Origin of the sequence: Serratia bockelmannii (assembly GCF_008011855.1) — a bacterium.
GTDB classification, from domain to species: domain Bacteria; phylum Pseudomonadota; class Gammaproteobacteria; order Enterobacterales; family Enterobacteriaceae; genus Serratia; species Serratia bockelmannii.
Window position 1 is genome coordinate 43,418 of record NZ_VOUX01000033.1, and the last position, 25,766, is coordinate 69,183.

Genomic DNA, 25,766 nt, shown 5'->3' on the forward strand with positions numbered 1-25,766 from the left:
AGAGCGCCCGGGATAGCCGGTGTGGCTTACTGCGTGTTGGAGGTATCCTGGCTGGTGCCGGTCTGCGCCGCGTCACCGCGATCGTCGCCGTTGTTCAGGCGGGTATAGACGATCTTCTGGGTGTCGTTTTCGCAGTGGCCGACCACTTGGCCGCCCGCTTGATCGGCCTGATCGTTGGGCACGATCTCCAGTTTGAAGCCGGACTCCGGTACGCCGTTATTGACGATTTTTTGCGAAATGTCCGCTTTCACGCTTTCGCAGGAGGCCAGTGCCGCCAGCGGGGCGCCGGCCAGCAACACAGCGGTTAATATCAGCGTTTTTTTCATCACGTCATCCTTTTAGACAATGGACTTCCTGTAACAGGATAGCAGCAACGGCGACCGGGTTTCACGCTTGCCCGCCCGCCGCAGGCGGATTAAGGATTAATCCGACGGCCGGTCTGGCGATCCAGGCATTTACGGGTGTCCGGTTCCCAGTAGGCGTTGACGTTGTTGCTGTCGTTGCAACGGTCTTCGTCATCCGCGGCGCGATCGGCCTTGTCGAACTCTTTCTCGACGCGAGTGTTAACCTTGTGGCGCAGGGTTTTGGTATCATTCCACTGCTCTTTGCTCTGGCGCGCTTCTTCGGTGCTCATCGCGCCGCTGCCTTTGCCATCGACGGTGACGCAGGTGCTGCCCTGAGTGCAGGTGGCGGCCAGCGCCGGCGCCTGCCAGGCGCCCATAACGGCCAGCATGGCGACCGGCAGCATCCCGCGCAGCAGTCGTTGGGTCGAAAATGTTTTCATCGTTTCATCCTTATGAGTGAGTGCGCCTGATGATGGCGGCACTGGCGTTACCTCGCCCGCAGGCGTGGTGACAAATATACCACTGCGTTCCTGGAATTCACCAGCCAAGCGCCGATTCGTTTACTTTATCGAGAGAAAACTGCGACCGATGTTAAAAACCACGCTGTTGTTTTTCGCCACTGCACTCGCCGAAATTATCGGCTGTTTCCTGCCTTACCTGTGGCTCAAGAAGCAGGGCAGCGCCTGGCTGCTGCTGCCGGCGGCATTAAGCCTGATGCTGTTTGTCTGGCTGTTGACACTGCATCCGGCGGCCAGCGGGCGAGTCTACGCGGCCTATGGCGGCGTGTATGTGGCGACGGCGCTGCTGTGGCTGCGGGTGGTGGATGGGGTGAAGCTGTCTGCGCTGGACTGGGTGGGCGCCGGGGTGGCGCTGGTGGGCATGCTGATCATCGTTTCCGGCTGGCGCGCGGCCTGAGGAAACAGGGCGGGAGTCGCCTCCCGCCGCCAGGGATCAGGCGCCGCGGTGGATGTTCAGCCCGGCGAAGGACTGGCTGACCGGCATCATTTCCAGCGTGTTGATGTTGACGCGCGCCGGCAACGTGGCGACCCAGAACACCGACTCGGCGATGTCTTCCGGCGTCAGCGCATCGGCGCCTTCGTAGGTTTTATTGACCTTGCCGTCATCGCCCTTGAAGCGCACGTTGGAAAACTCGGTGCCGCCCACCAGGCCCGGCTCGATATCGGTCACGCGGATGCGCGTGCCGTGCAGATCGGCACGCAGGCCCAGGCTGAACTGTTTGACGAACGCCTTGGTGGCGCCGTACACGTTGCCGCCGGCGTAAGGCCAGTTGGCGGCGGTGGAGCCGATGTTGATCACGTGGCCGACGTTGCGTTCGACCATGGCCGGCAGCAGCGCGCGCGTCATGTTTACCAGCCCTTTGGCGTTGGTGTCAATCATGGTTTCCCAGTCATCGGCGTTGGCCTTGTGCGCCGGCTCCAGCCCCAGCGCCAGCCCGGCGTTGTTCACCAGCACGTCGATCTGACGCAGCTCGGCCGGCAGTGCCTCGATCGCCTGTTGAATGGCGGCGCGGTTGCGCACGTCGAGCCGCACGATGTGCAGCGCTTGCCCTAATTCGTCCTGCAGCTCTTCGAGACGCTCAAGGCGGCGCCCGGCGGCGATCACCTGGTGGCCTTCACGGACAAAACGGCGCGCAATGGCTTCGCCGAAACCGGAGGTGGCGCCGGTAACAAAAATAATCATGTTGCTGTTCCTCAACTGTTTTTACCCTACATGCCTCTATCATTAGCACAAACCCGCAGGCAGTGGCAGCGGTTATCACGGCGGAAAGCAAAAAAGGTCACACCGGGCCGGCGGCCCGATGCAGATTAGCGCTGAGGCGGTAAGTGGTACACTACGGCGTCATACTTGACGCGTTCGCAACGGCCGGCCAGCACGCCGCCCAGCGACTCGACGAGGCGGCGGCTGGCGGTATTCTGTTCGGCCACCGGGTAGATAAGGTGCTGCGGCTGAAAGCGTTCGCTGACCCAGCGCGCGATGCTCTCAACGATTTCGCGGCCGTAACCCTGGCCATGCAGGCTCTCTTTGACCCAGATGCCCAGCTCCGGGGTGTGGCTGCGCAGGTTGTGTGCGCCGCCGACGCCGACGAACTCTCGGTCTTCGCGCCGGCGGGCGACGAAGATCACTTCTTCGCCTTCGCGCATCAGCGGCAGCCAGCCTTGCCAGACGTTGGCGAAATCTTCCGGTGACGCTTCCGGCTCAAAGGTCATAAAGCGCGTCAGAGTGGGGGTGATCGCCTGGTAAACATCGTCGGCGTCTGCTGCGGTAAAGGGGGCAATCAACAAACGGTCGGTGTCCACGCGGCACTGAGAAAGGTCATTATGATTCATCTTATTCCCTCGCTTTTCAGGCCAGAACGGCAAAAAATCCGCGCCCATAAATCGGGGCGGATCGTCGATACTACGCGTATTGGCGTCAGAAGCGACTTATTTTTCGCCGTTGCGGCGGCGCGGAGGAGCGGTTTTATGTGACATCGTCACGTTGATGGGAAAGGCGGCGGGCACGGTTAACCGCACCCGCCGCTGAAGATCAGAACTTCACTGAACCTTGCAGATAGATCGTGCGCGGCTGGCCGATGTACAGACCTTTGTTGTTGTCGTCATAGGCGCGGGTGAAATACTCGTGGTTGAACAGGTTTTTCACCCCGACGCCCAGATTCAGACCGGCCATTTCCGGGCCGAAATCATAGGCGGCGCGCACGCCCCACAGCATATAGCCGGGAATGCGGCCGGTGCTGCCGTCGGCGCTTTCCGCCACGGTGTTGGCGTTGTCGGCGAACTGGCTGGACTGGAACTCGCCGTTAAGATTAAACGCCCAGTTGCCCGGCGTGTAGTCCAGCCCCAGCGTGCCTTTATGCTTAGGCGAGAACGGCACCTGGTTGCCCTTGTAGCCGCCGTCTTCGCGGATGGTGGCGTTGACGTAGGCGTAGCTGGCGTAGGCGGTCAGGTCGTCCAGTTTCGGCGTCAGCTGCGACAGATCGTAACGCAGGCTGCCTTCCAGCCCGGCGTGGCGGGTTTTGCCGCGCGCGGTCACGCTGTCGGTCACCTGGTTGGAGTCGTACTGGTTGTTGAAGTTGATCAGGAATAGCCCGATCTCGCCGGTCAGCGCATCGCCGGCGTAGCGGGTGCCCAGCTCCCAGGTGCGCGCCTTCTCCGGTTCAATCTTGCCGCTGTCGACCGCTTTGCCCATCTGGCTGTATTGCACGGTGCCGAAGGAGCCTTCGGTGTTGGCGTACAGGTTCCAGTATTCGTTCAGGTGATACATCACGTTCAACGCCGGCAGCGGTGCGTTATAGCTAACGTCGAGGCGGTTGTTCTTGATGTAGTTGTTCTGATACGACTTGATGTACTCGTAGCGCATGCCCGGCGTGATAGTCCAGTCGCCGATGTCGATGCGATCGTCGATATAGAAGGCGTGCGCCTCGGTGCCGGACTGGGTGTCGCGATCGTACGGGCTGGCGGTGGACGGCAGCCTGCCGGTGCTGGCCTTGCTGGTGTAGCGTAGCTCGTGGGTGGATTCGCTGACGTAGCGGTAGCCGACGCCGACCTCATGCGCCGAATCGCCCCAGCGGAAACTCTGGCTGTAGCGCGGTTCCACGCCGCGTACCCAGTATTCGCGCGGCGACAGCGTCAGGTTTTTACCCTGATCCAGATAGCCGCTGCGCAGGGTGTAGGTGTAGAAGCTCTGCACGTCGAACTTATGCTGTTGATCCGGCTGATACTGATAGCCGAAGTTGGCCAACTGGCGGCGGCCCCAGAACTTGTCGTACGGGCGCGTCGACTGGAATGGGTTGGCGTTGTAGTCCGCCCGGCTCAGGCCGCCCGGCATGTCCGCTTCGCCTTCGTAGTATTGCAGCAGGCTGTTGAAGATGTGCACCTCGTTCGGGGCGTAGCGGCTTTTCAGCATCACGTCGTCAATCTTGGTCGCGCTGTGCTCGCGCCAATCGCTGCCGCGGGTGCCGGAGTAGAGCAGCGCCGCGCCGAAGCCGTTGTCGGCGGTGCCGCCGATCATCAGGTTGCCGGTGCCTTTCGGGTGATCCTGGCGCGAGGTCGGGCTGAGCTGCCCCTGCATGCCGGCCTCCATGCCGAAGGTTTTCGGGATGGCGCGGGTGACGAAGTTAACCACGCCGCCGACGCTCTGCGGCCCGTAGCGCACCGCACCGCCGCCGCGCACCACGTCAATCGCGTCCATATTGCCGAGCGAGATCGGCGCCAGCGACAGCTGCGGCTGGCCGTAAGGGGCGAAGGGCACTGGGATGCCGTCCATCAGCACGGTGGAGCGGCTGGCGAGGCGCGGATTGAGGCCGCGAATGCCGAAGTTCAGCGCCATGTCATGGCTGCCGGTGCCGTTGTTCTCCGGCGCCACTACGCCCGGCACTCGGTTCAACGCTTCGCGCACGGTGGTGGTGCCGGTTTTGACGAAGTCTTCGCGGCGCACTACGTCGCGTGCACCGGGATGTTCGAACACGTCGATCTGGCGGCCTTCCGCCAACCAGTCGCCGACCACGGTGATGTCCTCTTCCTTCTGTGGCTGTGGCAGTTTGGCCAGCGTGTAACCGTTGTTGCCGAGCGCTTTAGCCTGCAGGCCGCTGCCGGCCAGCAGGGCGTTCAGGCCGTCATCGACGCCGTAGCTGCCGCTCAGGCCCAGCGAACGTTTACCGGCGGTCAGCGTGCCGTCCACCGAGAGCGCGATACCGGCGCGCGCAGCGAACGCGTTCAGCGCGCCATCCAGCTCACCGGCCGGAATGTGATAGGTGGCTGCACCGCTGGCGGCGCTCGCCGCCAGCGGTGCAGCGAAGACCAGGCCAATGGCCACGGCCAGCGGCGTGGCCCGTTTTCCCCAAAGCGAAGCCGGAGCGACCTTTCCCCAAGCGTTGTTCATACCTTCTCCTGAATCATTTTTTATTTATTGCTGCAGTGTTTTCCTGGGAGTCGGATGAGCGAAGCAAAAGGGACAATCAAGAATACGATTTTTTATCATTTTTATTTAAAAAGATTCAGGCGGGGACGATTTGCAGCCAATAGCGGGTAAAGCTCTGCAGGCGCACCGGCAGGGTCTGGCTGAGCAGGGCGAGGGCGCGATCGGTATCGTTGAGCGGGAAACTGCCGCTGACGCGCAGGCCGGCGACGGCCGGATCGCAGCTCAGGTGGCCGCGCCGGTAGCGCGCCAGTTCGGCGATCACCCGGTCCAGCCGCCACTGGCTGACGCTCAACACGCCGCGCAGCCAGCCGTCCTCCGTCGTGGCCGGTTGTTTGTCGCTGAAGGCCGTGGTGCTGAAGCTGATCTGTTCTCCGGCGTTCACCCGGCGCTTTTGTTGCGCGTCTTGCGCCAGCTGCGCCTCGACCGCGTGTTCCAGCACCGCCAGGCGCGTCTCGCCGTCGCTCTCGCGCACCAAAAAACGGGTGCCGAGCGCGCGCATCGCCCCCTGCGGGCTTTGTACCCACAGCGGCCGGGGATCGCGTCCGGTCACCAGGCTGATTTCTCCGGCGTGCAAGCGGATCAACCGTTGGCGATCGTCGTAATGCACGTCTACCGCGCTGGCGGTGTTCAACACCAGCTGGGTGCCGTCGCTTAACACAATGGGTTTGATTTCGCCGGTGGCGGTGCGGTAGTCGGCGCGCAGCTCCCGGCCGAGCGGCGACTGGTAGAAGAATCCGCCGCCGCCCACGCCGAGCAGCAACAGCAGACTCTTCAGCAGGATGCGGCGATCGATCGCCGACTGGCGGTCGGCGCGATCGAGCGCACGGTAGCTGAACTTGCCCGGCACGCCCTGCAACTGACTCTGCAGCGCTTCGACGCGCTGCCAGGCCCAGCGGTGATCGTCATGCTGCTGGTGCCAGGCTTGCCATTGTTGGCGCTGGCGTTCGGTGACGTGCTCATCGCACAGCAGGGCATACCAGTGTGCGGCCATTTTCAGCGCCTGGCGCTGCTCGGGGGTGATGGCGTTGCTCATGAATAAACGTCGTTTTCGAGGCTGAACAGCAGGCAATGCTCGGTGGCTTTGGCCATGTATTTTTTAACCGAACTGACCGACACGCCGAGGCGCGCGGCGATGTCCGCATAGCCCAGACCTTCGAGCTGCGACAACAGAAAGGCCTGTTTTACCTTCGGCCCCAGGCCATCGAGCATGGCGTCGATCTGCTGCAGGCTTTCCAGCAGGCTCTGGCGCTGCTCCGGCGACGGGGCGTAGCCTTCCGGGATCAGCGCCAGCATCTCCAGATAGGCGCGTTCCAGCGTTCTGCGGCGGAACAGATCGACCATCACCCGCTTGGCGACGGTGACCAGAAAATCTTTCGGCTCGCGCAGGGTCGCCGCGGCGTCGCTTTTCAGCAGGCGCATGAAGGTGTCCTGCGCCACATCGTCCGCGTCGAACGCGCAGCCCAGCCGCCTGCGCAACCATCCCTGCAACCAGGCATGATGGGTGGCGTAAAGGCGCGACAGCGCGGTGTGCGGGGCGGAAGCGGTGGCGGACATGGTTTTCGCATTGCTGGTCAAAAAGATGCGCGGATGATAATTGAGAATGGTTATCGTTTCAAGTTTGTCGGGTGGCCTGCGGAATGGGCCAGACCGCTTTGCATCGTGTTGGAATAAACGTCACGGCCGCGAAATTATCCGCTTGCCCAATAAAGGTGCAGCGGCGCGGTGTTATTTCGGCAAGCAAACGGTTGCTATTCGTCTGCCGTTGAAGACCGCCACGCGTTTTATTCTTTTTTATCGGTTGGTTTTCTTTGGTTGAATTATTATCACTCTGTTTTTGAATAAAAATATATTTTATGACCGCCTATTGGCACACGGCTTGCTATGCTTAATCCGGTCTTTATGTTTGGGTAAAAAAGGCCTTGTTTCATCATCGCAAGTTATTACGCGGGTGAGCTTGGCCGGTCGTCACAAGGAAGAAAATAATGGCACTGCAATTCACCACGGCTATTCGTGGCAATTTTTTTGATATCGCCGCCTGTGTGGAGGCGCCGCAACAGCTTGAGGAACGCCTGCGGCACATTCCCGACGGTTTGCTGCTGCTCAACGAGGGCACCATCGTCTGGTTCGGCAGCTGGCAGCAGGGCGAGGCGCTGCTGCCACCGGGCTTTGCGGTCACGGAGTATCGCGACAAACCGATCGTACCGGGGTTTATTGACACCCATATCCACTACCCGCAAACCGAAATGATTGGTGCCTATGGCGACCAGTTGCTGGGCTGGTTAAACAATTACACCTTCCCGACCGAAAGCCGTTATGGCTGCGATCAGCACGCCGACGAGATGTCGGCCTTCTTTCTGCGGGAGTTGCTGAGCAACGGTACCACCACCGCGCTGGTGTTCGGCAGCGTGCATCCGCAGTCGGTCGATGCGCTGTTCACCCAGGCGCAAACGCTGAATATGCGCCTGATCGCCGGTAAGGTGATGATGGATCGCCATGCGCCGGAGGCGCTGCTGGAAACGCCGGAGCAAAGTTATCGCCAGACGCGTGAGCTGATCGAACGCTGGCACGGCAAAGGCCGCCTCGGTTACGCCATTACGCCGCGCTTTGCGCCTACCAGTACGCCGGCGCTGCTGGCGCAGGTGCAGCGGCTGCGCGAAGAATTCCCCGACGTTTGGCTGCAGACGCACCTGAGCGAGAATCCGCAGGAAGTGGCCTGGGTAAAAGCGCTGTTCCCGCAGAGCCAAAGCTATCTGGACGTTTACCACCGCTACGGCATGACCGGCGGCAAAAGCGTGTTCGCCCACTGCCTGCACCTGGAGGAGCAGGAGTGGGACTGCCTGTGCGAGACCCGCTCGGCAATCGCCTTTTGCCCCACCTCCAACCTGTTTCTCGGCAGCGGGCTGTTTGACCTGCAGCAGGCCTGGCGCAAGCGGGTGAAGCTCGGTATCGGCACCGATGTGGGGGCCGGCACCACCTTCAATATGCTACGCACGCTGGGTGAGGCGTACAAGGTCGGCCAACTGCAGCATTACCGGCTCGCCGCCGTAGAAGCGTTCTATCATGCCACCCTAGGCGGTGCCCGCGCGCTGTCGCTGGACGACAAAATCGGCAACTTCAACGTCGGCAAAGAGGCGGATTTCGTGGTGCTCGATCCGGCGGTCACGCCGCTGCAGCAGTTGCGCTACGCCAACAGCGCCACGTCGGCGGAGCAAGGGTTCGTACTGATGACCCTGGGAGACGATCGCAACATTTATCGCACCTATGTGAATGGTAAGGTGGTTTATGAGGCGTCGCGCTGACGCAGCCGCGCCTGCAGCCAAACGCTGAGCGGTGCGACGGCGACGGCACTCAGCGCGCCCAGCCATAACAGACGTTGCAAACTGAGCGGGGTGAGGCCGCCGCTCAGCAGCGTGGAGGAGAGCAAGAAGGCCACCGTGGCGCTCAGGTGTATCAGGGCGGTTTGCAGTACGCCGAAGGCGGCGCGTTGCCGATTGTCCGGCCAGCGCATGCTCAGGGAAGAGATCGCCACCAGCCGCGCATAGGCCGCCGCGAGAAACGCGACCATGAACAGCTCACCGCGATCGCCACCGCGTGCCGCCAGCCACAGGCTACCCAGCAGCAACAGCGTGGCGCCCACCGTCAGCGTCACGGCACCAAAGCGTTGCAGCCAGCGGCCTGCCAGCACTGTCGCCAGATAACCCGCCACGCCGCCGATGAAAAATAGCCAGGACAAATGCGCGTCTACCACCTGTAACCGCTGGGTGAGCAGCGGCGCCAGCACCGGGATCAGCAGCATTGGGCTGAACTGCGTCAGGCCGGCGGCGGCGGCGAACAGCAACAACCGGCGATCGAGCGTGACGGGCGCGGCAGCCTGTGGCTGCGGCGCATCCCTGGGAACGAACAGCGCCACCAACACCGCCGCCAGCAGACACAGCCCGCCGATAGCCGCCAGCGCAACGCGCCAGCTTGCCACTTCGCACAGGTACAGCATGCCCGGCATGCCGACAATGCTCACCAGCGAAAAAGACGCGATCACCGTCGCCAGCATTCTGCCGTGCAGCGCGGCCGGCGCGGCGTTGAGCAGCAAGCCGATCCCGACGCCCATCGTGGTGCCGCCCAACAGCCCGGCCAGCAGCCGCAGCGCTAACAGCCAGTAAAACTGCTGGGTTGTGGCGATCAATAAGGTGGTTACGGCCAGTAGCGTGACATTGAGCATCAGAAAGCGCTGCTTCTCAACGCCGCCGATCCAGAAAAATGCGCCGATGCCGGAAATCACGGCCGCCAGCGTATAGGCCGCGCTGACATAGCCGGCGAAGCTGACGGGTACGGAAAAATCGGCGGCCATATAGAGGAATATCGGGTTGAATACCATGTATTCCAGTGCGTTGGTGAACTGAATAAAGGCGATGACCAGCGCTATCGCCGTCAGCTTTCTCGTGGGTGTCATAAGCATCTATCGGTTGCAGAGTCAGGCCGGCAGTGTAGCGCTTGGCGTTGATCGGGATTAGATGGTAGAAATGGCATGGTTTGTTATCAAATCAGGGATAATCATGCGCGATAAATTGGATTTAAACCTGTTACGCATCTTCGTGGCGGTGGTGGAGCAAGGCAGCTTCGTCGGGGCGGCGCGGGCGCTGGCGATGCCGACCTCCAACGTCAGCCGCTATATCTCTCAGCTGGAGCGCCAGCTCGAGCAGCGATTGCTCGAACGCAGCACTCGCTCGATGCGGCTGACGCCGAACGGCCAGCTGTTGCATGAACGCACCCAGCCGCTGCTGGCGTCGCTGGAACACACCGCGCAAACCCTCAGCGAACGGCAGCAACAGCTGCGTGGGCCGCTGCGCCTGTGCGTGCCCAATGAAGTGGGGCCATACCTGTTGGGCGAGCCGCTGGCGGCGTTCGCCCTGCAGTATCCGCAGATCGAAATCAGCTGCGTGACCAACCTGGCGGGTATGACGTCGCTGCTCGACGATGTCGATCTGGCGGTGATGATCAGCCGGGGCATGCTGGACGACAGCGACTATGTCGCGCAGCCGCTGGCGTCTTTCCCCTGCATCGTGGTGGCCGCTCCGGCGTTGCTGGCGCAGTGGTCGCCGTCGTCGGAGATTGAACAATTCACGCAATTGCCCTGCATCAGCACGGTGGATGCGCTGAAGGGCATGCCGTGGCAGTTCGTCCGCCCGGACGGAACCTTCGTTACCGTCCCGGTCAATGCGCGCTATCGCGTCAATAGCGGGGAGATGGCGCTGAAGGCGGCCTTGGCCGGCGTGGGGTTCGCCATGCTCTCTGAGCTCGGCTGCCGGCCGTTTCTGGCCGATGGCCGTTTGGTTGAGGTGCCGCTGGCACTGCCGCCGGCGCCGCTGCAGCTGTATGCCGTTTACCCCGGTCGCCGCTATCTGCCGGCCAAAACGCGCGCGCTGCTGACCTTTCTGATACAGCAGGTCGGCGAGGCGGCTCACGTCTAATCACTTGTTTTTGCTCAAACTGCCCTAAGCTAGGAGGTGACTCAGAGGGAGCCATTCCCCGAGACCTTATTCCGTGAACATGGAGGCGTTTCGATTTGATACGTTTATCCACATTGCTGCTCGATCCGGCGGTCACGCCGCTGCCTATTACATATGGCGAGAGATAGAATGAATAGAGTTATTTGATTAGGAGGCTCTTTATTGGTTTTTTATCGATATGCATAGTGATATACGGCTATGTGGCTGGGTAAGTGCGTAAAAAAAATTGCATTTCTTCGGAACGCCCGATATCATAATGAGAATAATTATCTTTACGATATCGCTAATTAAAAACAACAGATCTGTTTTAATCTCTGCTGCTGTTTTTCGATATGCTTCCGCATTTTACGAGCCAAGGCTGGCTTGAATTTTATTTCTGGAAAGGGATGTCATGCGTGATTTGTTTCGACAGGAAGCCACGGATCATCAGCGGGCGAAATGGGCGGGTAAGGCTTTATTGATAAACGGCTTGCCTGCCTGGTGCTTTGGTCTTTTATCGTTTTTATTTATTCTTGTTTTCCTCTCTTTTCTTATATTCAGTCATTATACACGCCGCATTAATGTTTATGGTGAAATCACCACCTTCCCCCGCTCAGTCAACGTGTTTGCGCCCCAACAGGGTTTTATCTCGGAACGCTTCGTCGAAGTGGGGGATGTGGTTAAAAAAGGCCAGCGTCTTTATCAGATTGATGTCAGCCGAGTGACGGATAACGGGAAAGTGAGCGCCAATACGCGCCTGGCGCTTGAAAACCAGTTAAAACATGTCGACAGCATCATTCTTAAGTTGCAAGACAACAAGCGTATGACGCTGGAAAATCTACGCGCGCAAAAAAAACAGTATGAATTGGCGCATATGCAGTCCAAACAGCTGTTGGATAATGCACGAGAGGGGGTGGCATTTGCTCAGGACAACATGCGTTCCTATAAGGAATATCAGCAACGCGGTCTGATTACCAAGGATCAGCTTAGCGGGCAAACCTATTCATTTTATCAACAACAAAGTCTGTTCCAAAACCTGCATAGTCAACACATTCAAGAGTCGTTGCAAATTACGAATTTGGAAAGTGACATCGTTACGCGCGCGGCAGATTTCGATAACCAAATTTCGCAGTACCAGTTTCAGCGTAATGATTTGCAACGGCAGTTAGCGGAAGCCGATGCCAGCGGCGCATTGATCGTGAACGCCCCAAGCGATGGCCGCATTGAGTCTCTCAGCGTTACGCCGGGTCAGATGGTCAATAGCGGTGACAGCTTGGTACAGATTATTCCACGTAATGGCGCGATTTATCAGCTAGTCTTATGGTTGCCGAACACCAGTGTGCCTTATGTTTCAGCGGGGGACGGCATTAACATTCGCTATGACGCTTTCCCTTATGAGAAGTTCGGTCAGTTTCCCGGCAGAATAGAAAGCATCGCTTATGTACCGGCCTCCATTCAAGAAATGTCAACTTACAGCAGTTCTCCCGTGCATCAACCCAGCGCGCAAACGGCATCTTTTTACAAGGTGACCGTTTCCCTGGATAAAACGCATGTCAGTTACCAGGGCAAAGCGTTGCAGCTCACTAACGGCATGCGGGCTCAATCCACGCTGTTTCTGGAAGAAAGGCCTCTATATCAATGGATGTTCTCACCTTTCTACGATATGAAAAACAGCCTGATGGGGCCAATCAATGACTGAATCTTATTTAGACGCGCTAAAGGGCAAACTCAATTTGTCGCTGCGCCGCAAAGTGCCGCAGATCCTGCAAACTGAAGCCTCGGAATGCGGGCTGGCCAGTTTAGCGATGGTATGCCATTACCATGGTTTGCAAATCGATCTGTTTAATCTGCGCAGCCGCTACGGCTTTTCTTCACGCGGGGCGACGCTCTCCGCGTTGATTGACATCGCGAGCGCACTCAAGCTGCAATCCAGAGCGTTATCGCTGAATATCGATGAGCTTAAAGCGTTGAAAATGCCCTGTATTCTGCATTGGGACATGAAGCATTTCGTGGTGCTTGTCAGTGTCAGCCGAGGGCGGGCGGTGATCCATGATCCTGCCTTTGGCCGTAAAGTGCTGGAGTTGCATGAACTGTCGCGGCATTTTACCGGCGTAGCGCTTGAGCTATGGCCAGACAGTGAATTTCAGCCGATCAAACAGCAAAGCAGATTGCGCTTTCGTAAGCTGATGAGCAATGTGCGCGGCCTCAAGGGAGCCTTGCTAAAGATCTTCTGTCTGTCGATCGTGATTGAAGCGGTTAATCTGCTGTTGCCCGTTGGTACGCAGTTGGTCATGGACCATGTGATTTTGGCCGGCGATCATGATCTTTTAGCGCTGATATGTATAGGATTGCTGTTCTTTATTTTATTCCGCACCGGCGTATCCATGTTGCGCTCGTGGATCTCTATCGTCATGGGCGCGTTGATAGACGTGCAATGGAAGGCGGGAGTGTTTGATCATCTGATGAAATTGCCGCTTTCCTTCTTTGAGAAGCGCAAGTTGGGTGATATTCAATCCCGTTTCGGCTCATTGGATACGATAAGAGCGACTTTCACTACCAGCATCGTCAGCAGCATTATTGATGGCATCATGTCTGTCGGGGTATTTGTCATGATGCTGCTCTATGGCGGCTGGTTAGTTTGGGTGGTGCTCGGCTTTACGGCGATATACGTCATTCTCAGGCTGTCGACTTATCAACATTATCGGCAGCTGTCGGAAGAGCAGTTGGTGAAGGGCGCGCGGGCCGGGTCTCATTTCATGGAGACGTTATATAGCATCAGTACGTTAAAGGCGTTGGGGTTATCTGAAACCCGTTCACAGTATTGGCTGAATCTAAACGTAGAAACGATCAATGCGGGTATCAAGCTGACCAAGTTAAACATGATGTTTGGCGGTTTGGGGGCGTTTATTGCCACCTGCGATCAGGTGATCATCCTTTGGCTCGGCGCGGCATTGGTCATAGACAATCAAATGACGATCGGCATGTTTATCGCGTTTAACGCCTACCGTGGGCAGTTCTCGGAGCGTGCCAGCAGCTTGATCGACATGATGCTTCAGCTGCGAATGTTAAGCTTGCACAATGAAAGGGTGGCGGACATTGTGCTTTCGTCACCGGAACCGCAAATGCCCGCGCGTCAGCTCTTCACAAAAGGCAACGCCGCAGAGCTTCAGGTGCGGAATCTGCGCTACCAGTATGATCGTTTGGCGAAACCCATTATCACGGATTTGAATCTCAGCATTGCCGCGGGAGAAAGCGTGGCGATTGTCGGCCCCTCCGGCGTGGGTAAAACCACATTGATGAAGTTAATGTGTGGGTTGCTGTCGCCGGATGAAGGGGCCGTGCTGGTCGATGGTATGGATATCAGCAACATTGGCGTTAATAATTATCGCCAATGTATCGCTTGCGTGCTGCAAGATGACAAGCTGCTGGCGGGATCTATCGCTGAAAATATTTCAGGATTTGACGCCGAAATGGATCTGAAACGTATCGAGGCGTGCGCACGGCGTTGCAATATGCATGATGATATTCAAAACATGCCGATGGGCTACGAAACATTGATCGGCGAATTGGGGGGAAGCCTTTCTGGCGGACAGAAACAGCGTTTATTGATAGCCCGTGCGCTCTATCGTCGCCCCAGCATTCTGTTTATGGACGAAGCGACCAGCCACCTGGATCTCGATAATGAAACACATATTAACCGCGCTATTTCACAACTGAACATTACCCGCGTGATTATTGCGCACCGTCCATCGACGATTGCCTCTGCGGATAGAGTCATTCAACTCGGGTAACGTCAGCTTCGCTTCACCTGGCTTCTTCATCTCGACATTTTCGCTACGCCAACCGCGCTGCTCACCCTGTGGTGGGCCCATGACAAAAAGGGTTATCATAACGATAACCCTGGCATGAAATGACGCTTTAGGCGCTGAAGCCAACGTTAACCGGGGAGGTCAGCCGTGTGGCTGGCAGGGCCCCGATCAGTTCGAATCGGTATTGTTGTTGTTCCCCCACATGGTACCGCCGCCGTTGCTCCCGCCCCAGGGAATGCCTGATGGGCCAACAGAGCCGGGGGCACGATCGCCGGTGACATAGTTACCGACAGCACCGCCGACAATGGTGCCGACAACGCCGCCCGCCACGCCACCGATAGAGCCGATGCCACCGCCGATCGCTGCGCCGACCGTTTCCGCGGAAACCGTCAATGTACCGCTGCGATCTCCTGCACCGGAAATGATTGAACATTCTTCAGAGGTAAGATTGCGCATATTTGCTCCTTAATCATTAAATTTTAAAATAAGCCACGTTTATCATGCCGAGCGTTGCCCGCGATCGCTATTGAGCAATTTATGCGTGCCGATAACGGCAACGGCGATAAGGGCGTATTTCAAGAAGCGATTGAGGGTGAAATAATCCGCAATCGTGCCAGCAACAAGCCCAATTAAAATGGCGAACAATACAATAAGTGACTTTTTCATATGATGAACACGAATCGTCCTGTATTAGTTACTGTCGGCAGGATTGTTCGTCGATGTTTGTTTATTGCCACCCAACATGGATTCCACCATTTTGCCTGCGGTATAGGCGGCACCACCGATAACGGCACCGGCAACAGCGCCTGGGCCGGCACCGACACCGCCAGCCATGGCGCCGGTCATCGCGCCACCAACAGCGCCGGCCGCGACGGCCCCGCCCAGTTCCGCATAGCTGAAATCCCCAGCGGCTGCGATAAAGTTCACTTCATTAATCGTAAGTTCTCTCATAACGACTTCCTTATATTATTGGTTTTTGGTTTTTGCAGTTTTCCGATACCAGAAAAATGCCACTAGCAAGGTTGAAAAGATAAAGGATTGAATGATTGTGCTGGTAAACCTCCTGTCTTCGGAAAAAAATAACGAATAAAAAATATCCATGAATGTGTAGTAAAAGCAGAACAAAAAAATCCAACTGCTGGGTAATTTCATCAGTGCCTCGATAGATTTGATTGGCCAGGGGTATCTTCTCGCGTTATTCCAATGATGTGGACAACGCGCGCAGCATCCGCGTCAGCGCTCGAAGAAGTTGAGCGTTGTTTAAAATGCTGTAATGCGTTTCTGCACAATAATTGAGTTGAACGTCATGAGAGGATTGCCTCTCCCAGCGTTGTGCAAGATTGGGGTGTTTACGCTGACGTTGCTGGCTGAGCCAAAGCGTCAGCGGTATCGCTATCTGTGGCAGAGGGCCGGCGTTATTCGTCAGATCAAAGGATTTTTTCAGCGCCCAACAAAAGGCTTCGGCATGTTCCAGCGTGATCTTCTCCGCAAGCACGCTCTGATTCAGCGCATAGTGCATTTTTATCTCGTTGGCGAAGCTGTCTATCGCGTTCGTTTCTTGATGCCGACACAAATGGCGCGCAATACCGAGAGAGTCGAACAGGCTGAGGTAACTTTGCGCCACGCTGAAACCTCGATTCACTGAGGGGGGCTGGGCGGGCAAACCGCTGTCGACAAGCACCGCATGCGCAAAGGGCGCGCCTTGTTCCGTAGCCTGCGCCGCCATATGGACAGCTAATTGGCCGCCCAATGACCAGCCGGCGATAACGGCAGTGTCGCGTTTGGCACGCGGTATGGCCGCCAAATGGGAGGCGGCCAATCGCTGCAGGGTGAGTGTGTCGTCTGCGCCTGGCGCGGCCAACCCCGGGCTGGCGATGGTGATGATGTTGGCGCAGGCGAAAAGTTGTTTTGTCCACTTTGCATATTGATGTACCTGGCCACCGGCACCATGCACCAAATACAAGGTGGGCAGAGAGGGGCGATCGGCTGCGCCGGACAACATCGATAACGGCAGGGGCGCGTTATCGCGCAGACGCTCGGCAAGTTTATCGAGCTGTGAGTAGCCAAGGATTTCCGCCAGGGTTAATTCCACATTAAGGGCGCGCTTGATGTTACCCAAAAACGTAATGCCGGAAAGCGAGCTGCCGCCATTGCTGAAGAAGCTGGCATAGGGGTCGATCTTGTCTGGAGCACAGCCTAACGTATCCGCCAACAACTCACGTAGCAGCATGAGTTCCGCGGACGCGGCGGGAACAGCATCGCTGGCCTGGCTCCGTTCGGTGCCTGGCGATAGCAAGGTGCGATCCAATTTGCCGTTGCGTGAAAGCGGGAAACGTTCAATAAGATGATAGTGGGATGGCGCCATATACGCGGGCAATGCGGCCGTAACCTGCTCGCGTATTCTTTGCTCCGCCTGGACGCTGGCTTTCCCCGCCTCGGTCAATGTGATATAGGCTTCCAGATACGGTGTGCCGTTCCTGGTTTCATCGCGACAGACGACGCACGCTTCAGCGACCAGTTCGCTGCTTTTGAGCGCGAATTCGACGTCACCCAATTCGACGCGAAAACCCTGCAGTTTCACCTGTTGGTCTTCGCGGCCGAGGAATTCGATGTAACCGCTGCGATGCCAACGGCCACGATCGCCGGTGCGGTACACGCGTTCTCCGGTGGTTGGGAGAAGAACAAAGCTGCCGGCGGTGGTTTGCCTATCGCGCCAATACTCGCGGGCAACGCCAACGCCACCGATATAAATGTCGCCGGTAACGCCGAAACCGCACGGCTCGAGTTTTTCATTCAACACCCACATGCTTTGATTCGGCAATGCGGTTCCATAGGGGATGGCGTTTCTGTAGTGCGTATCTCGTGTAAGTGGATGATAAATTGACCATATTGCCCCTTCGGTGGCACCGCCAAGGCTGGTGATGGTGGCGTTGGGGCAAAGCCGATGTGCTTCAGCGATCAGCCGCGGAGAGATACGATCGCCGCTCAGCCAGATATGCCGCAGTTGAGGCAGCGACAGGATGTTTTCTTGTGCGCAGTATTGCACCAGCATTTGCAAGATGGCGGGAACCGAGTTCCAGATGCTGATTTTCCGCTGGCGTATCGCATGTAGCCATGCTGACGGCTCTTTAGCGTCGTGCGGCGATAACACGGTTACCGATGCGCCGGCTAGCCAACTGCCGAACAGGTCATAGACCGATAAATCGAAGGCCAGGTCGGCGAGCGCCAATACGTTGTCACGATGTGAAACGTTAAACAGTTGATTCATGGTCAGCAAGGTATTGGTGACGGCGCCGTGTTCCATCGCCACGCCTTTTGGCGTGCCTGTCGTCCCCGATGTATAAATGACATAGGCGAGTGCTTCCGCTTCGCCTGATGGGAAGGTTGCTGTGCCTGCGGCAGGGGGAGAAAACAGCGCCTCCAGGTCCTGAACGCGGGTTGTCTGCGGATAGCGGGCACGATGGTGAGCCCGATTGCTCAAAACCCAGGCGCAACCTGATATTCGCATAATGGCCGCTACGCGGGCATCCGGTAATCCTTCGGCCAACGGCAAGTAGGCGCGTCCGGCGAGGATCACGCCGAGCGCCGCAATAGCTTGATGAGCGCCGCGTGGAAGATCGATGGCGATGAGTGTGCCAGGGGCGGTATGGGCGTTCAGCCAATGCGCCACGAGGCCGGCGTGCCGCAATAGCCGATCGTAATGCCACACCTGATCTCCCTCGAACAACGCCGGGCGATCCCCATGCTGGTGGGCAGCGCGTAACAGCCGATCGGAAAGAGGTTGCCGCAAGCATACCGGCATCGCCTGCCCGACGGAGAGCTGCCGCAATTGCCGGTTATCGGCCATTGGCGCCAGCGAATAGTGGTCGACGGCCCGCGAAGGATCGCAGGCAATTTGCTGCAACAGCAATGCGTAAGCTTGCGCCAATCCGTTAATACGCTCCGGCGTAAACAGCTTGGCGTTGTATTGCCACTCCAACTGAATGCCCTCTGCGCCAGAAATTACTTCCAGAACCAGATCAAACTTGGGCGGCGCATAGCGTCTTGGCAGGGTGTTAACCTGCGCACTGCCAAGATTTAGCTCGTTGCTTTTGCGATGTTGGCAGACGAACATGATTTGAAAAATGGGGTGGAACTTGCCGCGCGTGGGCTTGAGTTGTTCAACCAGGTAAGAGAAGGGCAATCCCTGATGTTTGAAAGCGCGCGCAAATTTATTGGCGTTCTTTTGCAGCAGCGCGGTGAAACTGTCGTCGCCAGTGATGATAAATTGGTGAGCGATCGTGTTGACGAAGCTGCCAACGGCGTCGTTTAACGTCGGCTCGTTCCTGTTGGCGATCGGGCTACCGATGACCACGCGATCCGTCGCCGATTCTCTGGCAATCAGTAACGCGAAGGCGGAGTGCAACAGCGTAAACAGCGTCGTACCGTTATGTTTGGCTAACTGGGCCAGGGCCGGCTGCAGTTCGTTCGTCAGCGATGTTCTGACGATATTCTGTGTTTTGCCTGCCGCGGTGATGGCGATATCGTATTCAAGCGCGTGTTTTTCCGGCGCACCATCCAGTTCATCGCGCCAAAACGCCATGCTGTCATCGACATTGGCGACGGCGAGGAAAGGGTCTTCAAGATAGCGGAAAAACGCCTGACCGTTGTCATAATGCCAATGCTCTTCGTACGCTTGATAGTCACGGCTCAGTTCATCCACCAGCAAATTGGCCGTCCAGCCGTCGACCACGCAATGGTGGAAGGTCAAGAACAGATAGTGGTGCTGCGCGCTCTTTCTCAAGATCCGGCAGCGCAGGGGATACTCAGCCGCGAGGTCAAACGGAATCGTACACTGGGCGTTAAGCGCCGCCAGCATATTTTCTTGCTGCTCTTCACTGTTCAGCCTGCTGATGTCCTCGAGGCTGTGTTCGAAAATGGTTTCATCAGGATGCACGATGTCAACGGTGATGGCTTCACCGTCTAGCCGGTAGCGGCCGCAAAGCGCACCGTGCCGCTTGAGCAGTTTTTTCAACGCGGCGAGCAAACGCTCGGGTTCAAAGGGCCCCAGGATCTCTTTAGCGATCGGAATGTTATACAGCGGGCTGTTCTTGGTGAAGTTTTCATACAGCCACAGGTATTGGCCCGCGTAGTGATTGACGGTGTAACAAGGCTTCTCGCCGGTGTGCCGCTCTGAATTGTCTGGCGTACAGACAGATAAAAATGCGGTAATGTCTTCCTGCACCGCACTGAGTGCGGCGGCGTCAACATGCTCGATGGTTTGGCGTCGAGGCGACAGCTCGCCGAATTTTGCTCCCTGTTTCGCCATTTCCATCAGATTGATCAAGCCGATGACGCTCATCAGTGCGCTCCTTCCATGTTGACGTCGATAGTTTTCGCTGTTCGACCGCTTTTATTCGGGCGTTTGCCGCTGTGGGCGGAAATCAAATTCAGCCAATGCGCTAAGCTACACAACTGCACTCCCGGGTTTCTCCGCTGCGCCATTGTGAAGGCGGCGCGATGGTCGATATTCTCGCCATCATCGAAACCGAAGATCCTCAGTACGCAGCCGTTCAATCGCTCATTGGCCGTATCGAACCGAATGTGCGGGAAATAACCCAGCCGCGCAGAGAGGGCTATCAACTCTGTAACACCGGCGTCGACGGCTTGGCGGCGCGCATCGACTTTATGCAGCAACAGTAGTCGCTCATGCCGGAAATCGCGTAGCAGGCCTTGCGTGAGTTTGGCTCCGCCGGCCGTATCATGCATAAAGATCATGTGGTTAACTCGGCCGGGCAGGGTGTGCAGCAGGGCCGAAAGTGCATCGAGCCAACTGGCATATTGAGTGGTTTCGTTCGGTACGTTGAATATGGCCGCGTTCAGCGACCATTCAGCAGGCAACGGCAGCGCCTGCGGTGACAGAATGTCCACACCGCGTTTGTCGGCGAGGGCGGCCAATAAAAGCCGTTCATCTGTGCCTTCGGGAGATTGAATAAACAGCCTGCTGCTGGTCGGCGCCTCGGTTGATAGACAGCGGCCGATAGCGCAACGGATGTCCAGATGCTGCGGATCCAGACCATAGCGTGCATGGGCCAACTGCGTCAGGTGTCGGCAGAAATCGGCGAGTCTTGGATGTTCAAGAATGTCGCTCAGGTTCAGATCCAACCGACAGTGGGCGTTAAGCACGTTAATGATTTTTATGGCCTGCAGGGACTCGCCGCCGAGCGTGAAGAAGTCACCATCGTCACTGCCCAGCGTCGCCAGCCAAACTTCATGCACCAGGGTGTTGAATGTCGTCGAACGCAACTCCCGTGTGGGTTCAGGCATCCGGGATTGTCTCTCCAGGGTGCGATAATCAATCTTGCCGTTAGCCAGTTTGACCAGCGGCGTTGGATGATGCACGAAGCGCTGAGGAATATGGGCATTGGGCAGTTCGCCGTACAGTGTGCGGCGCATTGCCTCACTGAGCGGCTGCCGGCTGTGATAATGCGCGTACAGTTCCGTTCCCGCGTCGCCGCTTTTGGCCAGTACGGCAATCTCGACAATGGAGGGCAAGCGGGCCAGACAGCTTTCTATCTCACCCATATTGACGCGCTGCCCGGCGATTTTCGCTTCACGAATTTTGCGGCCAAGGAACACCAACTGCCCATCTTGGCGCTGGCAGGCGATATCGCCGGTACGAAAGGCGGGCATGAGATGGCCGTTGGCCTCAAGGGTGACGAACTTTTCCGCGCTCAGCGTTGGCTGATGCCAATATCCCAGGCCGACGGTCGCTCCGGCTATCAGTAATTCGCCGCTGCAGCCGAGCGGCAACGGCCTGAGATCCTCGCCGACGATCGCCGTGTATATACCATCCAGCGGTGTGCCTATCGTCACGGCGGCGCCATCGTTTTTGATTTCTGCGACCGTCGCCACCACGGTTGTTTCGGTTGGGCCGTAGGAGTTGAATAACTTCCTGCCTTTGGGGTAGTGCGCGAACCAGCGTTCTTTGGCTCGCGGTGAAAGGCTTTCGCCGCCGATGATAACGGTAGTGACGGCCGGCGGTAGCGTCTGTTCACCGCCGGAGGCGAACAGCATTTCATTAAAGTAGGCGGTCGGCAGATCCAACAGGCTGATGTGATGATCGTCGCAGAATGTGAAGAAAGCGGCAAAGCTGTGCTTGACGGTCTCGGGGGCGATACACAGGTGGGCGCCGGCCCCCAGCGTCATGAAAATTTCTTCGATGCAGGCATCGAAATGCAAGGGCGCAAATTGCAACACGCGTTCGTGCGGTTGAATGCCATAGCATTTTATCGCCGCATCGACAAAAACGTTGAGAGCATGTCGGGCGCCTATCACGCCTTTAGGCATTCCCGTCGAACCGGAGGTAAACATGATATAGCTGGTACCGACCGGGAACGCCGGCGCCTCAGTCGATGTTTGCCGGCGAAACACGGTGAAGTGTGCGAAATCCGTCGGCATATTGAGTGTCGATGCGCGCCAATGCGCCAATGCGCCAGGCTCGGAATGAACGGAGGGACGCGTGCGATCGGTAATCAGGATAGCGTCGCTAAACTGTTCAAGCAGTTGACGGTAAGCCGCTCCATCCCCTTTGGCATTCAGGTTGACGAAGGGCATTTTCAATTGCAACGCAGCAAGCATGCAGATGATGGCCTCCGGCCCTTGCGGCAAGTCGAGCAACAGTACGGTATGTGCGGCGCGAACGGGAGCCAGGACATCGGCCAGCGCACGCCACTGCTGCTGCAAAACGGCATAAGACAGCGTTCTGAGCGATGACGAAGCGTGTTCAGGCGTGAGGATCGCCGTGCGTTGCGGCGCTTGAACGACGGCACGATCGATACGCTGCATGATATCGACCACGTTGTCGTTGGCTGTTTTACCCAGCAGCGAGAGCGGGAAACGTTGTCGCAATGCCGCGACGGAAAGATTTTCCGGATCGTCGTACAGCAAGGTGCACAAGGTCTGTATCCCCTGGCTGTGCCGCACCAGACTGGCCGCATCGTAAAGCCCTGAGTCGGCATCGATCTCCAGCCGCAGCGTTTGGTTATCGAGATCGGGACGCATGTTGAAGACCAGATCCTGCGCGCCTCCTGAGCGTAAGTTACGGATTTCACTACGCTGAGCGGGAGAGAATGAGGCTGCCGCTTCAAAGGGAATGATATTGACCACGATGTTGAACAACGGCGAGCGGCTGGCGACGCTCCTCAGACTTTTTATCTCTTCGTAACGAAACGCTTGATGTTTCTTGAGTTGCTTGAGCGCGTGTTCAATGGTTTGCGCCAACTGTCGGCATGAAGCGGTGTCCTCAATATCGAGAGTCAAAGGAACAACGTTGGTCTTGCAGGTTAGCGCCTGCCTCGACAGGGCGTCTGTTCGCGCCATCATAGGGACGCCGATCGTTTGCTGCTTCTCGCCGGTACATAGGTACAAATACGCCATCACCGCTACAAAAGTGCGCGCCAGCCAGGAAGGATGTTCGGTTTGCAGCGCAAGGCGCTCGGCAGGATAGGGCAACGACGTCACATGGCGGATGGTCTGTCCCGAGGGAATATTGGCGCAGGCTAATGTCATCGGGTCTGGCAGTGAGGCGCTGGCCGCTTGCCAAAAATGTCGGTCTGCTTGATAGGCGGCTGACTGTTTATACTCAGATTCAGCCCTGAGCAAGGCATCGATCGCCGGTACGTCTTGCGGTTGTTGTGTCTGGTCTCGGTAGGCCTGCGCCACTTGATGGATCAGCAAATAAGTGCCGTAACCATCAAGCAGCAGATGGTGGCTGCAGAAATACCACAGAAAGCGTTTCTCACCCAGCCTGATGATTTTTTGTCTGAATAACGGCGCTGCGTTCAGCGAGAAGGGGCGCTTAGCATCCGCTTCCATTAATTCGATAGCGGTGGCCATATCGTTGGCGCTCTGCGAAAGATCTACCCATTCCACTGAGATATTGGCGGTGACGGAATATTGATAAGGCGTGCCGTTATTCTCATCAAACAGAACGTGCAGCGTAGGGGTTTGGCTGATGACACGATGAATAGCACGTTTCATTCTTGCGATATCGAGAGTGTGATTTATTTCGACATATTCCGCGATATTATAGCTCGATTTATCATCGCCGATCTTGGTGCCATAGTAAAATCCTGCCTGTGAATCCAGTAATTGATGTTTGCTCATTGCCTCATCCCTGACAATTATTTTTCTTTATTTTTTACAGTCATCAGTCTGCCCGTTCGGCGGGAGCGCCACACAACCGTGCGGCGTTCTACGATGGGGTGAACTCTTTTAAGGTGTTCCAAACATAAATGCGCGCTGCCTGGCTTGCAGCAAAAATCTAAAATACACAGCGTACCGCCCTCATCCCATTCTGAGTTATGGAGAAGAAACTGCGGATCGTTAATAAATCGACTCAGCGTCTCATCTTTCAGGTAGGCCCAGGTTATATACCCTATCGGGTTATCCAAATGGTCGAATAATATTTTAAATTGGTTTTGATTAATCGCTTCCTGAGTCCATAGCTGCAACGTTTTTATATGGTACAAACTGTAATTTTTATTCATCAACATACAGTTAACGGCGAAGCCCAGGCTCTCGTATTGACTGAACCTACTTTTACCCTGCTGGTTTTCTTTGATAAAACTCACGAAATATCCTCAGCGTTGTTATTGTAATACGTTGATCGCCTGGCGCTCGAAACGGTCGAGATAGGTTTGCAATTGTTCGGTGATCTCGCTGACTTCGCCGCGCCAGCCAGAAATTTCTTGAAAAATCACTTCACGGCGCATGAACGTGCGGGAACCCAACCTTCTGGTGACGGTCTGCTTCATCGCCAGTTGTAATCCGGCGGAGGTTTGAGCTGCTGATGTTTCCTGAAGGTATTGCGCGTATAACCGACGGAACGCCAGAGAAAATCTCTCCTCCGCGGTCGTACCCTGTTGTTCGGCGGGAACCCTTACGGGTGCGTCGATGAGCCGGTGCAATAGGGCAATCGCCGGATGAGCATTCCCCAGGCCAATACCTTGTCGACGGGTAAAGACGCCGGGAGCCAAATCGAACATTTTTTGCAAGCGTTCGCCTAAGGCGAACCACTCGGCGGTGAGAGGCAGGCGTTGTAAAAATGCAGGGTCAAAACCCGCCATACCGAGATTATCCAGCAGGCAGGCTCGTTTATAGGCCATGTTGAAGGCCGCACCGATGCCTTGGTGCGCTGCCGCGAGAAATGCCGGGCCGAATTGATGCTTGGCTAAATAAAAAGCGAGATCTTGCAAGCCTCTCAGCAACAAAGGGGCGTCTTCATTGAGCTTGTTGTGTTGAATGTAGCTGCGCCCGGAATCGCGACGTTCTGCGGGAAAAACACTGCGAACACCATGAAAGTCCAGCAGCCTACCGGCCATATCGCAATTGGAGGGTGAGGTCATCATCACCAAATGCCGGGTGCGGCAGTACGCGATCTGCGTCGCGAGACGCCGGGCAAGCTCGCAGAGCCCGTAGAATGCTTGTTCTTCCTGGGGCAATGCCAACCAGCTTGCGGCGTCAAACTCCGGGGGACGAGGTAGAAAAGCCGGTGCGGTGACAATCAGCTTTTCGACCCGCTGAATATCCGAAGGCTGCCTTTGCATCGCATCATGAGGATGATAGTAGGGTGCGCGGCAAAAATGTGCAGGGCGCACGACGGGCTCACGCACCAGCAACGCCTTACGGTTATGGGGACTTCTCGCCGATTCAGGAGAAATGGCGGCTAAGGGGCTATCGGTCACCAAGATCGCTTTATTGGGCACGGCACCGTAAGGCAGCAGTTTGGCCATGACGTTCCCCCATAATGCCTCCAATACTGCGCCGGTCATCGTCAACTCGCCATCGACATGCTTTGCCCCTTGACCGACTAACGCATTAGCCCCAATACCTTTAACCTGCCAACGCCCATCAAAGCCACAGCGTGCTCCGCCGCCGTTGCGCGAAATAGCGCCGCCGCCATAACGTTCGGCGAAAAAGACTTTTTCATCGTTTAAGCGCGGCGTACCATCATCAAAAATAGCATGGCGATTATTTTCTTCGATGAGATAGCTGGTCTCTTTTTTCAGTTCGTCTTGTTCAGCAGGGCTTAATGCATTGTGCCAGAGTAATTGAGAACCTGTCTTTTTTGCGACGAAAGGGATCAAGCTTTCGTGAAGCATGGCGAGTTTTGTCATTTTTTAATCGTTATTTTTATTGGTGCAGAGTAA

At 56.9% G+C, this 25,766-nt stretch carries 21 protein-coding genes; 6 read left to right on the plus strand and 15 right to left on the minus strand.

Going from position 1 to position 25,766, the window contains the following annotated elements; all coding sequences use genetic code 11:
- Positions 1-26: 26 nt before the first annotated feature.
- Positions 27-326: a DUF1161 domain-containing protein gene (locus FOT55_RS16805; protein WP_019455911.1), complete on the minus strand. Its 300-nt coding sequence runs from the start codon at positions 324-326 to the stop codon at positions 27-29.
- 89 nt (positions 327-415) lie between these two features.
- Entirely contained in the window at positions 416-784 is a 369-nt protein-coding gene (locus FOT55_RS16810) for a DUF1283 family protein (protein WP_019455910.1), read from the minus strand.
- 148 nt (positions 785-932) lie between these two features.
- On the opposite strand from FOT55_RS16810, the gene FOT55_RS16815 reads away from it, so the two are divergent.
- On the plus strand, positions 933-1,259 hold the full coding sequence (locus FOT55_RS16815) for a YnfA family protein (RefSeq protein ID WP_025302721.1): 327 nt from the start codon (positions 933-935) through the stop codon (positions 1,257-1,259).
- Between the two features lie 36 nt (positions 1,260-1,295).
- Here the strand turns inward: FOT55_RS16815 and ydfG are convergent, their stop codons facing one another.
- From ydfG to fecI, 5 genes are all read right to left on the minus strand, one after another.
- Positions 1,296-2,045, minus strand: coding sequence for a bifunctional NADP-dependent 3-hydroxy acid dehydrogenase/3-hydroxypropionate dehydrogenase YdfG (gene ydfG, locus FOT55_RS16820; protein WP_147823751.1), 750 nt, complete (start codon positions 2,043-2,045; stop codon positions 1,296-1,298).
- Positions 2,046-2,170: 125 nt separating this feature from the next.
- Complete coding sequence (locus FOT55_RS16825; protein ID WP_025302723.1) at positions 2,171-2,692, minus strand: GNAT family N-acetyltransferase; 522 nt, start codon at positions 2,690-2,692, stop codon at positions 2,171-2,173.
- A gap of 199 nt (positions 2,693-2,891) precedes the next feature.
- On the minus strand, positions 2,892-5,243 hold the full coding sequence (gene fecA / locus FOT55_RS16830; RefSeq protein ID WP_147823752.1) for a TonB-dependent Fe(3+) dicitrate receptor FecA: 2,352 nt from the start codon (positions 5,241-5,243) through the stop codon (positions 2,892-2,894).
- A gap of 115 nt (positions 5,244-5,358) precedes the next feature.
- Complete coding sequence (gene fecR, locus FOT55_RS16835; protein WP_147823753.1) at positions 5,359-6,315, minus strand: ferric citrate uptake sigma factor regulator FecR; 957 nt, start codon at positions 6,313-6,315, stop codon at positions 5,359-5,361.
- Positions 6,312-6,836, minus strand: a complete 525-nt coding sequence (fecI, locus tag FOT55_RS16840) for a ferric citrate uptake sigma factor FecI (protein ID WP_025302726.1) — start codon at positions 6,834-6,836, stop codon at positions 6,312-6,314. The genes fecR and fecI overlap by 4 nt, the downstream gene beginning before the upstream one ends.
- Before the next feature lie 46 nt (positions 6,837-6,882).
- On the opposite strand from fecI, the gene FOT55_RS16845 reads away from it, so the two are divergent.
- A complete protein-coding gene (locus FOT55_RS16845; protein WP_141997976.1) occupies positions 6,883-7,098 on the plus strand; it encodes a hypothetical protein in 216 nt (71 codons plus the stop codon).
- 166 nt (positions 7,099-7,264) lie between these two features.
- On the plus strand, positions 7,265-8,581 hold the full coding sequence (gene guaD, locus FOT55_RS16850) for a guanine deaminase (protein ID WP_147823754.1): 1,317 nt from the start codon (positions 7,265-7,267) through the stop codon (positions 8,579-8,581).
- Here guaD and FOT55_RS16855 read toward each other — a convergent pair.
- Positions 8,563-9,729 carry an MFS transporter gene (locus tag FOT55_RS16855; RefSeq protein WP_147823755.1) on the minus strand — a complete coding sequence of 389 codons (1,167 nt, stop codon included), beginning with the start codon at positions 9,727-9,729 and terminating at the stop codon, positions 8,563-8,565. The two genes, guaD and FOT55_RS16855, sit on opposite strands and share 19 nt — an antisense overlap.
- A 103-nt stretch (positions 9,730-9,832) precedes the next feature.
- Here FOT55_RS16855 and FOT55_RS16860 point away from each other — a divergent pair, with 103 nt between their 5' ends.
- The 3 genes from FOT55_RS16860 (at position 9,833) to FOT55_RS16870 (ending at position 14,556) form a co-directional block, all read left to right on the plus strand.
- Positions 9,833-10,747, plus strand: a complete 915-nt coding sequence (locus tag FOT55_RS16860) for a LysR family transcriptional regulator (RefSeq protein ID WP_147823756.1) — start codon at positions 9,833-9,835, stop codon at positions 10,745-10,747.
- 430 nt (positions 10,748-11,177) lie between these two features.
- Positions 11,178-12,464, plus strand: a complete 1,287-nt coding sequence (locus FOT55_RS16865; protein ID WP_049295529.1) for an HlyD family secretion protein — start codon at positions 11,178-11,180, stop codon at positions 12,462-12,464.
- The gene (locus FOT55_RS16870; RefSeq protein ID WP_016927850.1) at positions 12,457-14,556 is read left to right on the plus strand and encodes a peptidase domain-containing ABC transporter; all 2,100 of its coding nucleotides are present in this window, start codon (positions 12,457-12,459) and stop codon (positions 14,554-14,556) included. The genes FOT55_RS16865 and FOT55_RS16870 overlap by 8 nt, the downstream gene beginning before the upstream one ends.
- Positions 14,557-14,742: 186 nt before the next feature.
- Here the strand turns inward: FOT55_RS16870 and FOT55_RS16875 are convergent, their stop codons facing one another.
- The 7 genes from FOT55_RS16875 to FOT55_RS16900 form a co-directional block, all read right to left on the minus strand.
- A complete protein-coding gene (locus tag FOT55_RS16875; protein WP_025302730.1) occupies positions 14,743-15,030 on the minus strand; it encodes a hypothetical protein in 288 nt (95 codons plus the stop codon).
- Positions 15,031-15,072: 42 nt separating this feature from the next.
- Positions 15,073-15,240, minus strand: a complete 168-nt coding sequence (locus FOT55_RS25460; protein ID WP_016927849.1) for a hypothetical protein — start codon at positions 15,238-15,240, stop codon at positions 15,073-15,075.
- Between the two features lie 24 nt (positions 15,241-15,264).
- Positions 15,265-15,525 carry a hypothetical protein gene (locus FOT55_RS16880; RefSeq protein WP_016927848.1) on the minus strand — a complete coding sequence of 87 codons (261 nt, stop codon included), beginning with the start codon at positions 15,523-15,525 and terminating at the stop codon, positions 15,265-15,267.
- A gap of 244 nt (positions 15,526-15,769) precedes the next feature.
- The gene (locus FOT55_RS16885) at positions 15,770-19,915 is read right to left on the minus strand and encodes a non-ribosomal peptide synthetase (RefSeq protein WP_147823757.1); all 4,146 of its coding nucleotides are present in this window, start codon (positions 19,913-19,915) and stop codon (positions 15,770-15,772) included.
- Positions 19,915-23,721, minus strand: a complete 3,807-nt coding sequence (locus tag FOT55_RS16890) for an AMP-binding protein (RefSeq protein ID WP_147823758.1) — start codon at positions 23,719-23,721, stop codon at positions 19,915-19,917. Before FOT55_RS16890 ends, FOT55_RS16885 begins: the two co-directional genes overlap by 1 nt.
- Positions 23,722-23,738: 17 nt before the next feature.
- Complete coding sequence (locus FOT55_RS16895) at positions 23,739-24,188, minus strand: toxin-activating lysine-acyltransferase (RefSeq protein WP_043143242.1); 450 nt, start codon at positions 24,186-24,188, stop codon at positions 23,739-23,741.
- Between the two features lie 18 nt (positions 24,189-24,206).
- Positions 24,207-25,733, minus strand: coding sequence for an MchC protein (locus FOT55_RS16900; RefSeq protein WP_147823759.1), 1,527 nt, complete (start codon positions 25,731-25,733; stop codon positions 24,207-24,209).
- Positions 25,734-25,766: the final 33 nt, after the last annotated feature.

Coding starts and splice junctions, on each gene's coding strand:
- FOT55_RS16805 (WP_019455911.1), bottom strand. CDS start 326: ATGAAAAAAACGCTGATATTAACCGCTGTGTTGCTGGCCGGCGCCCCG.
- FOT55_RS16810 (WP_019455910.1), bottom strand. CDS start 784: ATGAAAACATTTTCGACCCAACGACTGCTGCGCGGGATGCTGCCGGTC.
- FOT55_RS16815 (WP_025302721.1), top strand. CDS start 933: ATGTTAAAAACCACGCTGTTGTTTTTCGCCACTGCACTCGCCGAAATT.
- ydfG (WP_147823751.1), bottom strand. CDS start 2,045: ATGATTATTTTTGTTACCGGCGCCACCTCCGGTTTCGGCGAAGCCATT.
- FOT55_RS16825 (WP_025302723.1), bottom strand. CDS start 2,692: ATGAATCATAATGACCTTTCTCAGTGCCGCGTGGACACCGACCGTTTG.
- fecA (WP_147823752.1), bottom strand. CDS start 5,243: ATGAACAACGCTTGGGGAAAGGTCGCTCCGGCTTCGCTTTGGGGAAAA.
- fecR (WP_147823753.1), bottom strand. CDS start 6,315: ATGAGCAACGCCATCACCCCCGAGCAGCGCCAGGCGCTGAAAATGGCC.
- fecI (WP_025302726.1), bottom strand. CDS start 6,836: ATGTCCGCCACCGCTTCCGCCCCGCACACCGCGCTGTCGCGCCTTTAC.
- FOT55_RS16845 (WP_141997976.1), top strand. CDS start 6,883: ATGGTTATCGTTTCAAGTTTGTCGGGTGGCCTGCGGAATGGGCCAGAC.
- guaD (WP_147823754.1), top strand. CDS start 7,265: ATGGCACTGCAATTCACCACGGCTATTCGTGGCAATTTTTTTGATATC.
- FOT55_RS16855 (WP_147823755.1), bottom strand. CDS start 9,729: ATGACACCCACGAGAAAGCTGACGGCGATAGCGCTGGTCATCGCCTTT.
- FOT55_RS16860 (WP_147823756.1), top strand. CDS start 9,833: ATGCGCGATAAATTGGATTTAAACCTGTTACGCATCTTCGTGGCGGTG.
- FOT55_RS16865 (WP_049295529.1), top strand. CDS start 11,178: ATGCGTGATTTGTTTCGACAGGAAGCCACGGATCATCAGCGGGCGAAA.
- FOT55_RS16870 (WP_016927850.1), top strand. CDS start 12,457: ATGACTGAATCTTATTTAGACGCGCTAAAGGGCAAACTCAATTTGTCG.
- FOT55_RS16875 (WP_025302730.1), bottom strand. CDS start 15,030: ATGCGCAATCTTACCTCTGAAGAATGTTCAATCATTTCCGGTGCAGGA.
- FOT55_RS25460 (WP_016927849.1), bottom strand. CDS start 15,240: ATGAAAAAGTCACTTATTGTATTGTTCGCCATTTTAATTGGGCTTGTT.
- FOT55_RS16880 (WP_016927848.1), bottom strand. CDS start 15,525: ATGAGAGAACTTACGATTAATGAAGTGAACTTTATCGCAGCCGCTGGG.
- FOT55_RS16885 (WP_147823757.1), bottom strand. CDS start 19,915: ATGAGCGTCATCGGCTTGATCAATCTGATGGAAATGGCGAAACAGGGA.
- FOT55_RS16890 (WP_147823758.1), bottom strand. CDS start 23,721: ATGAGCAAACATCAATTACTGGATTCACAGGCAGGATTTTACTATGGC.
- FOT55_RS16900 (WP_147823759.1), bottom strand. CDS start 25,733: ATGACAAAACTCGCCATGCTTCACGAAAGCTTGATCCCTTTCGTCGCA.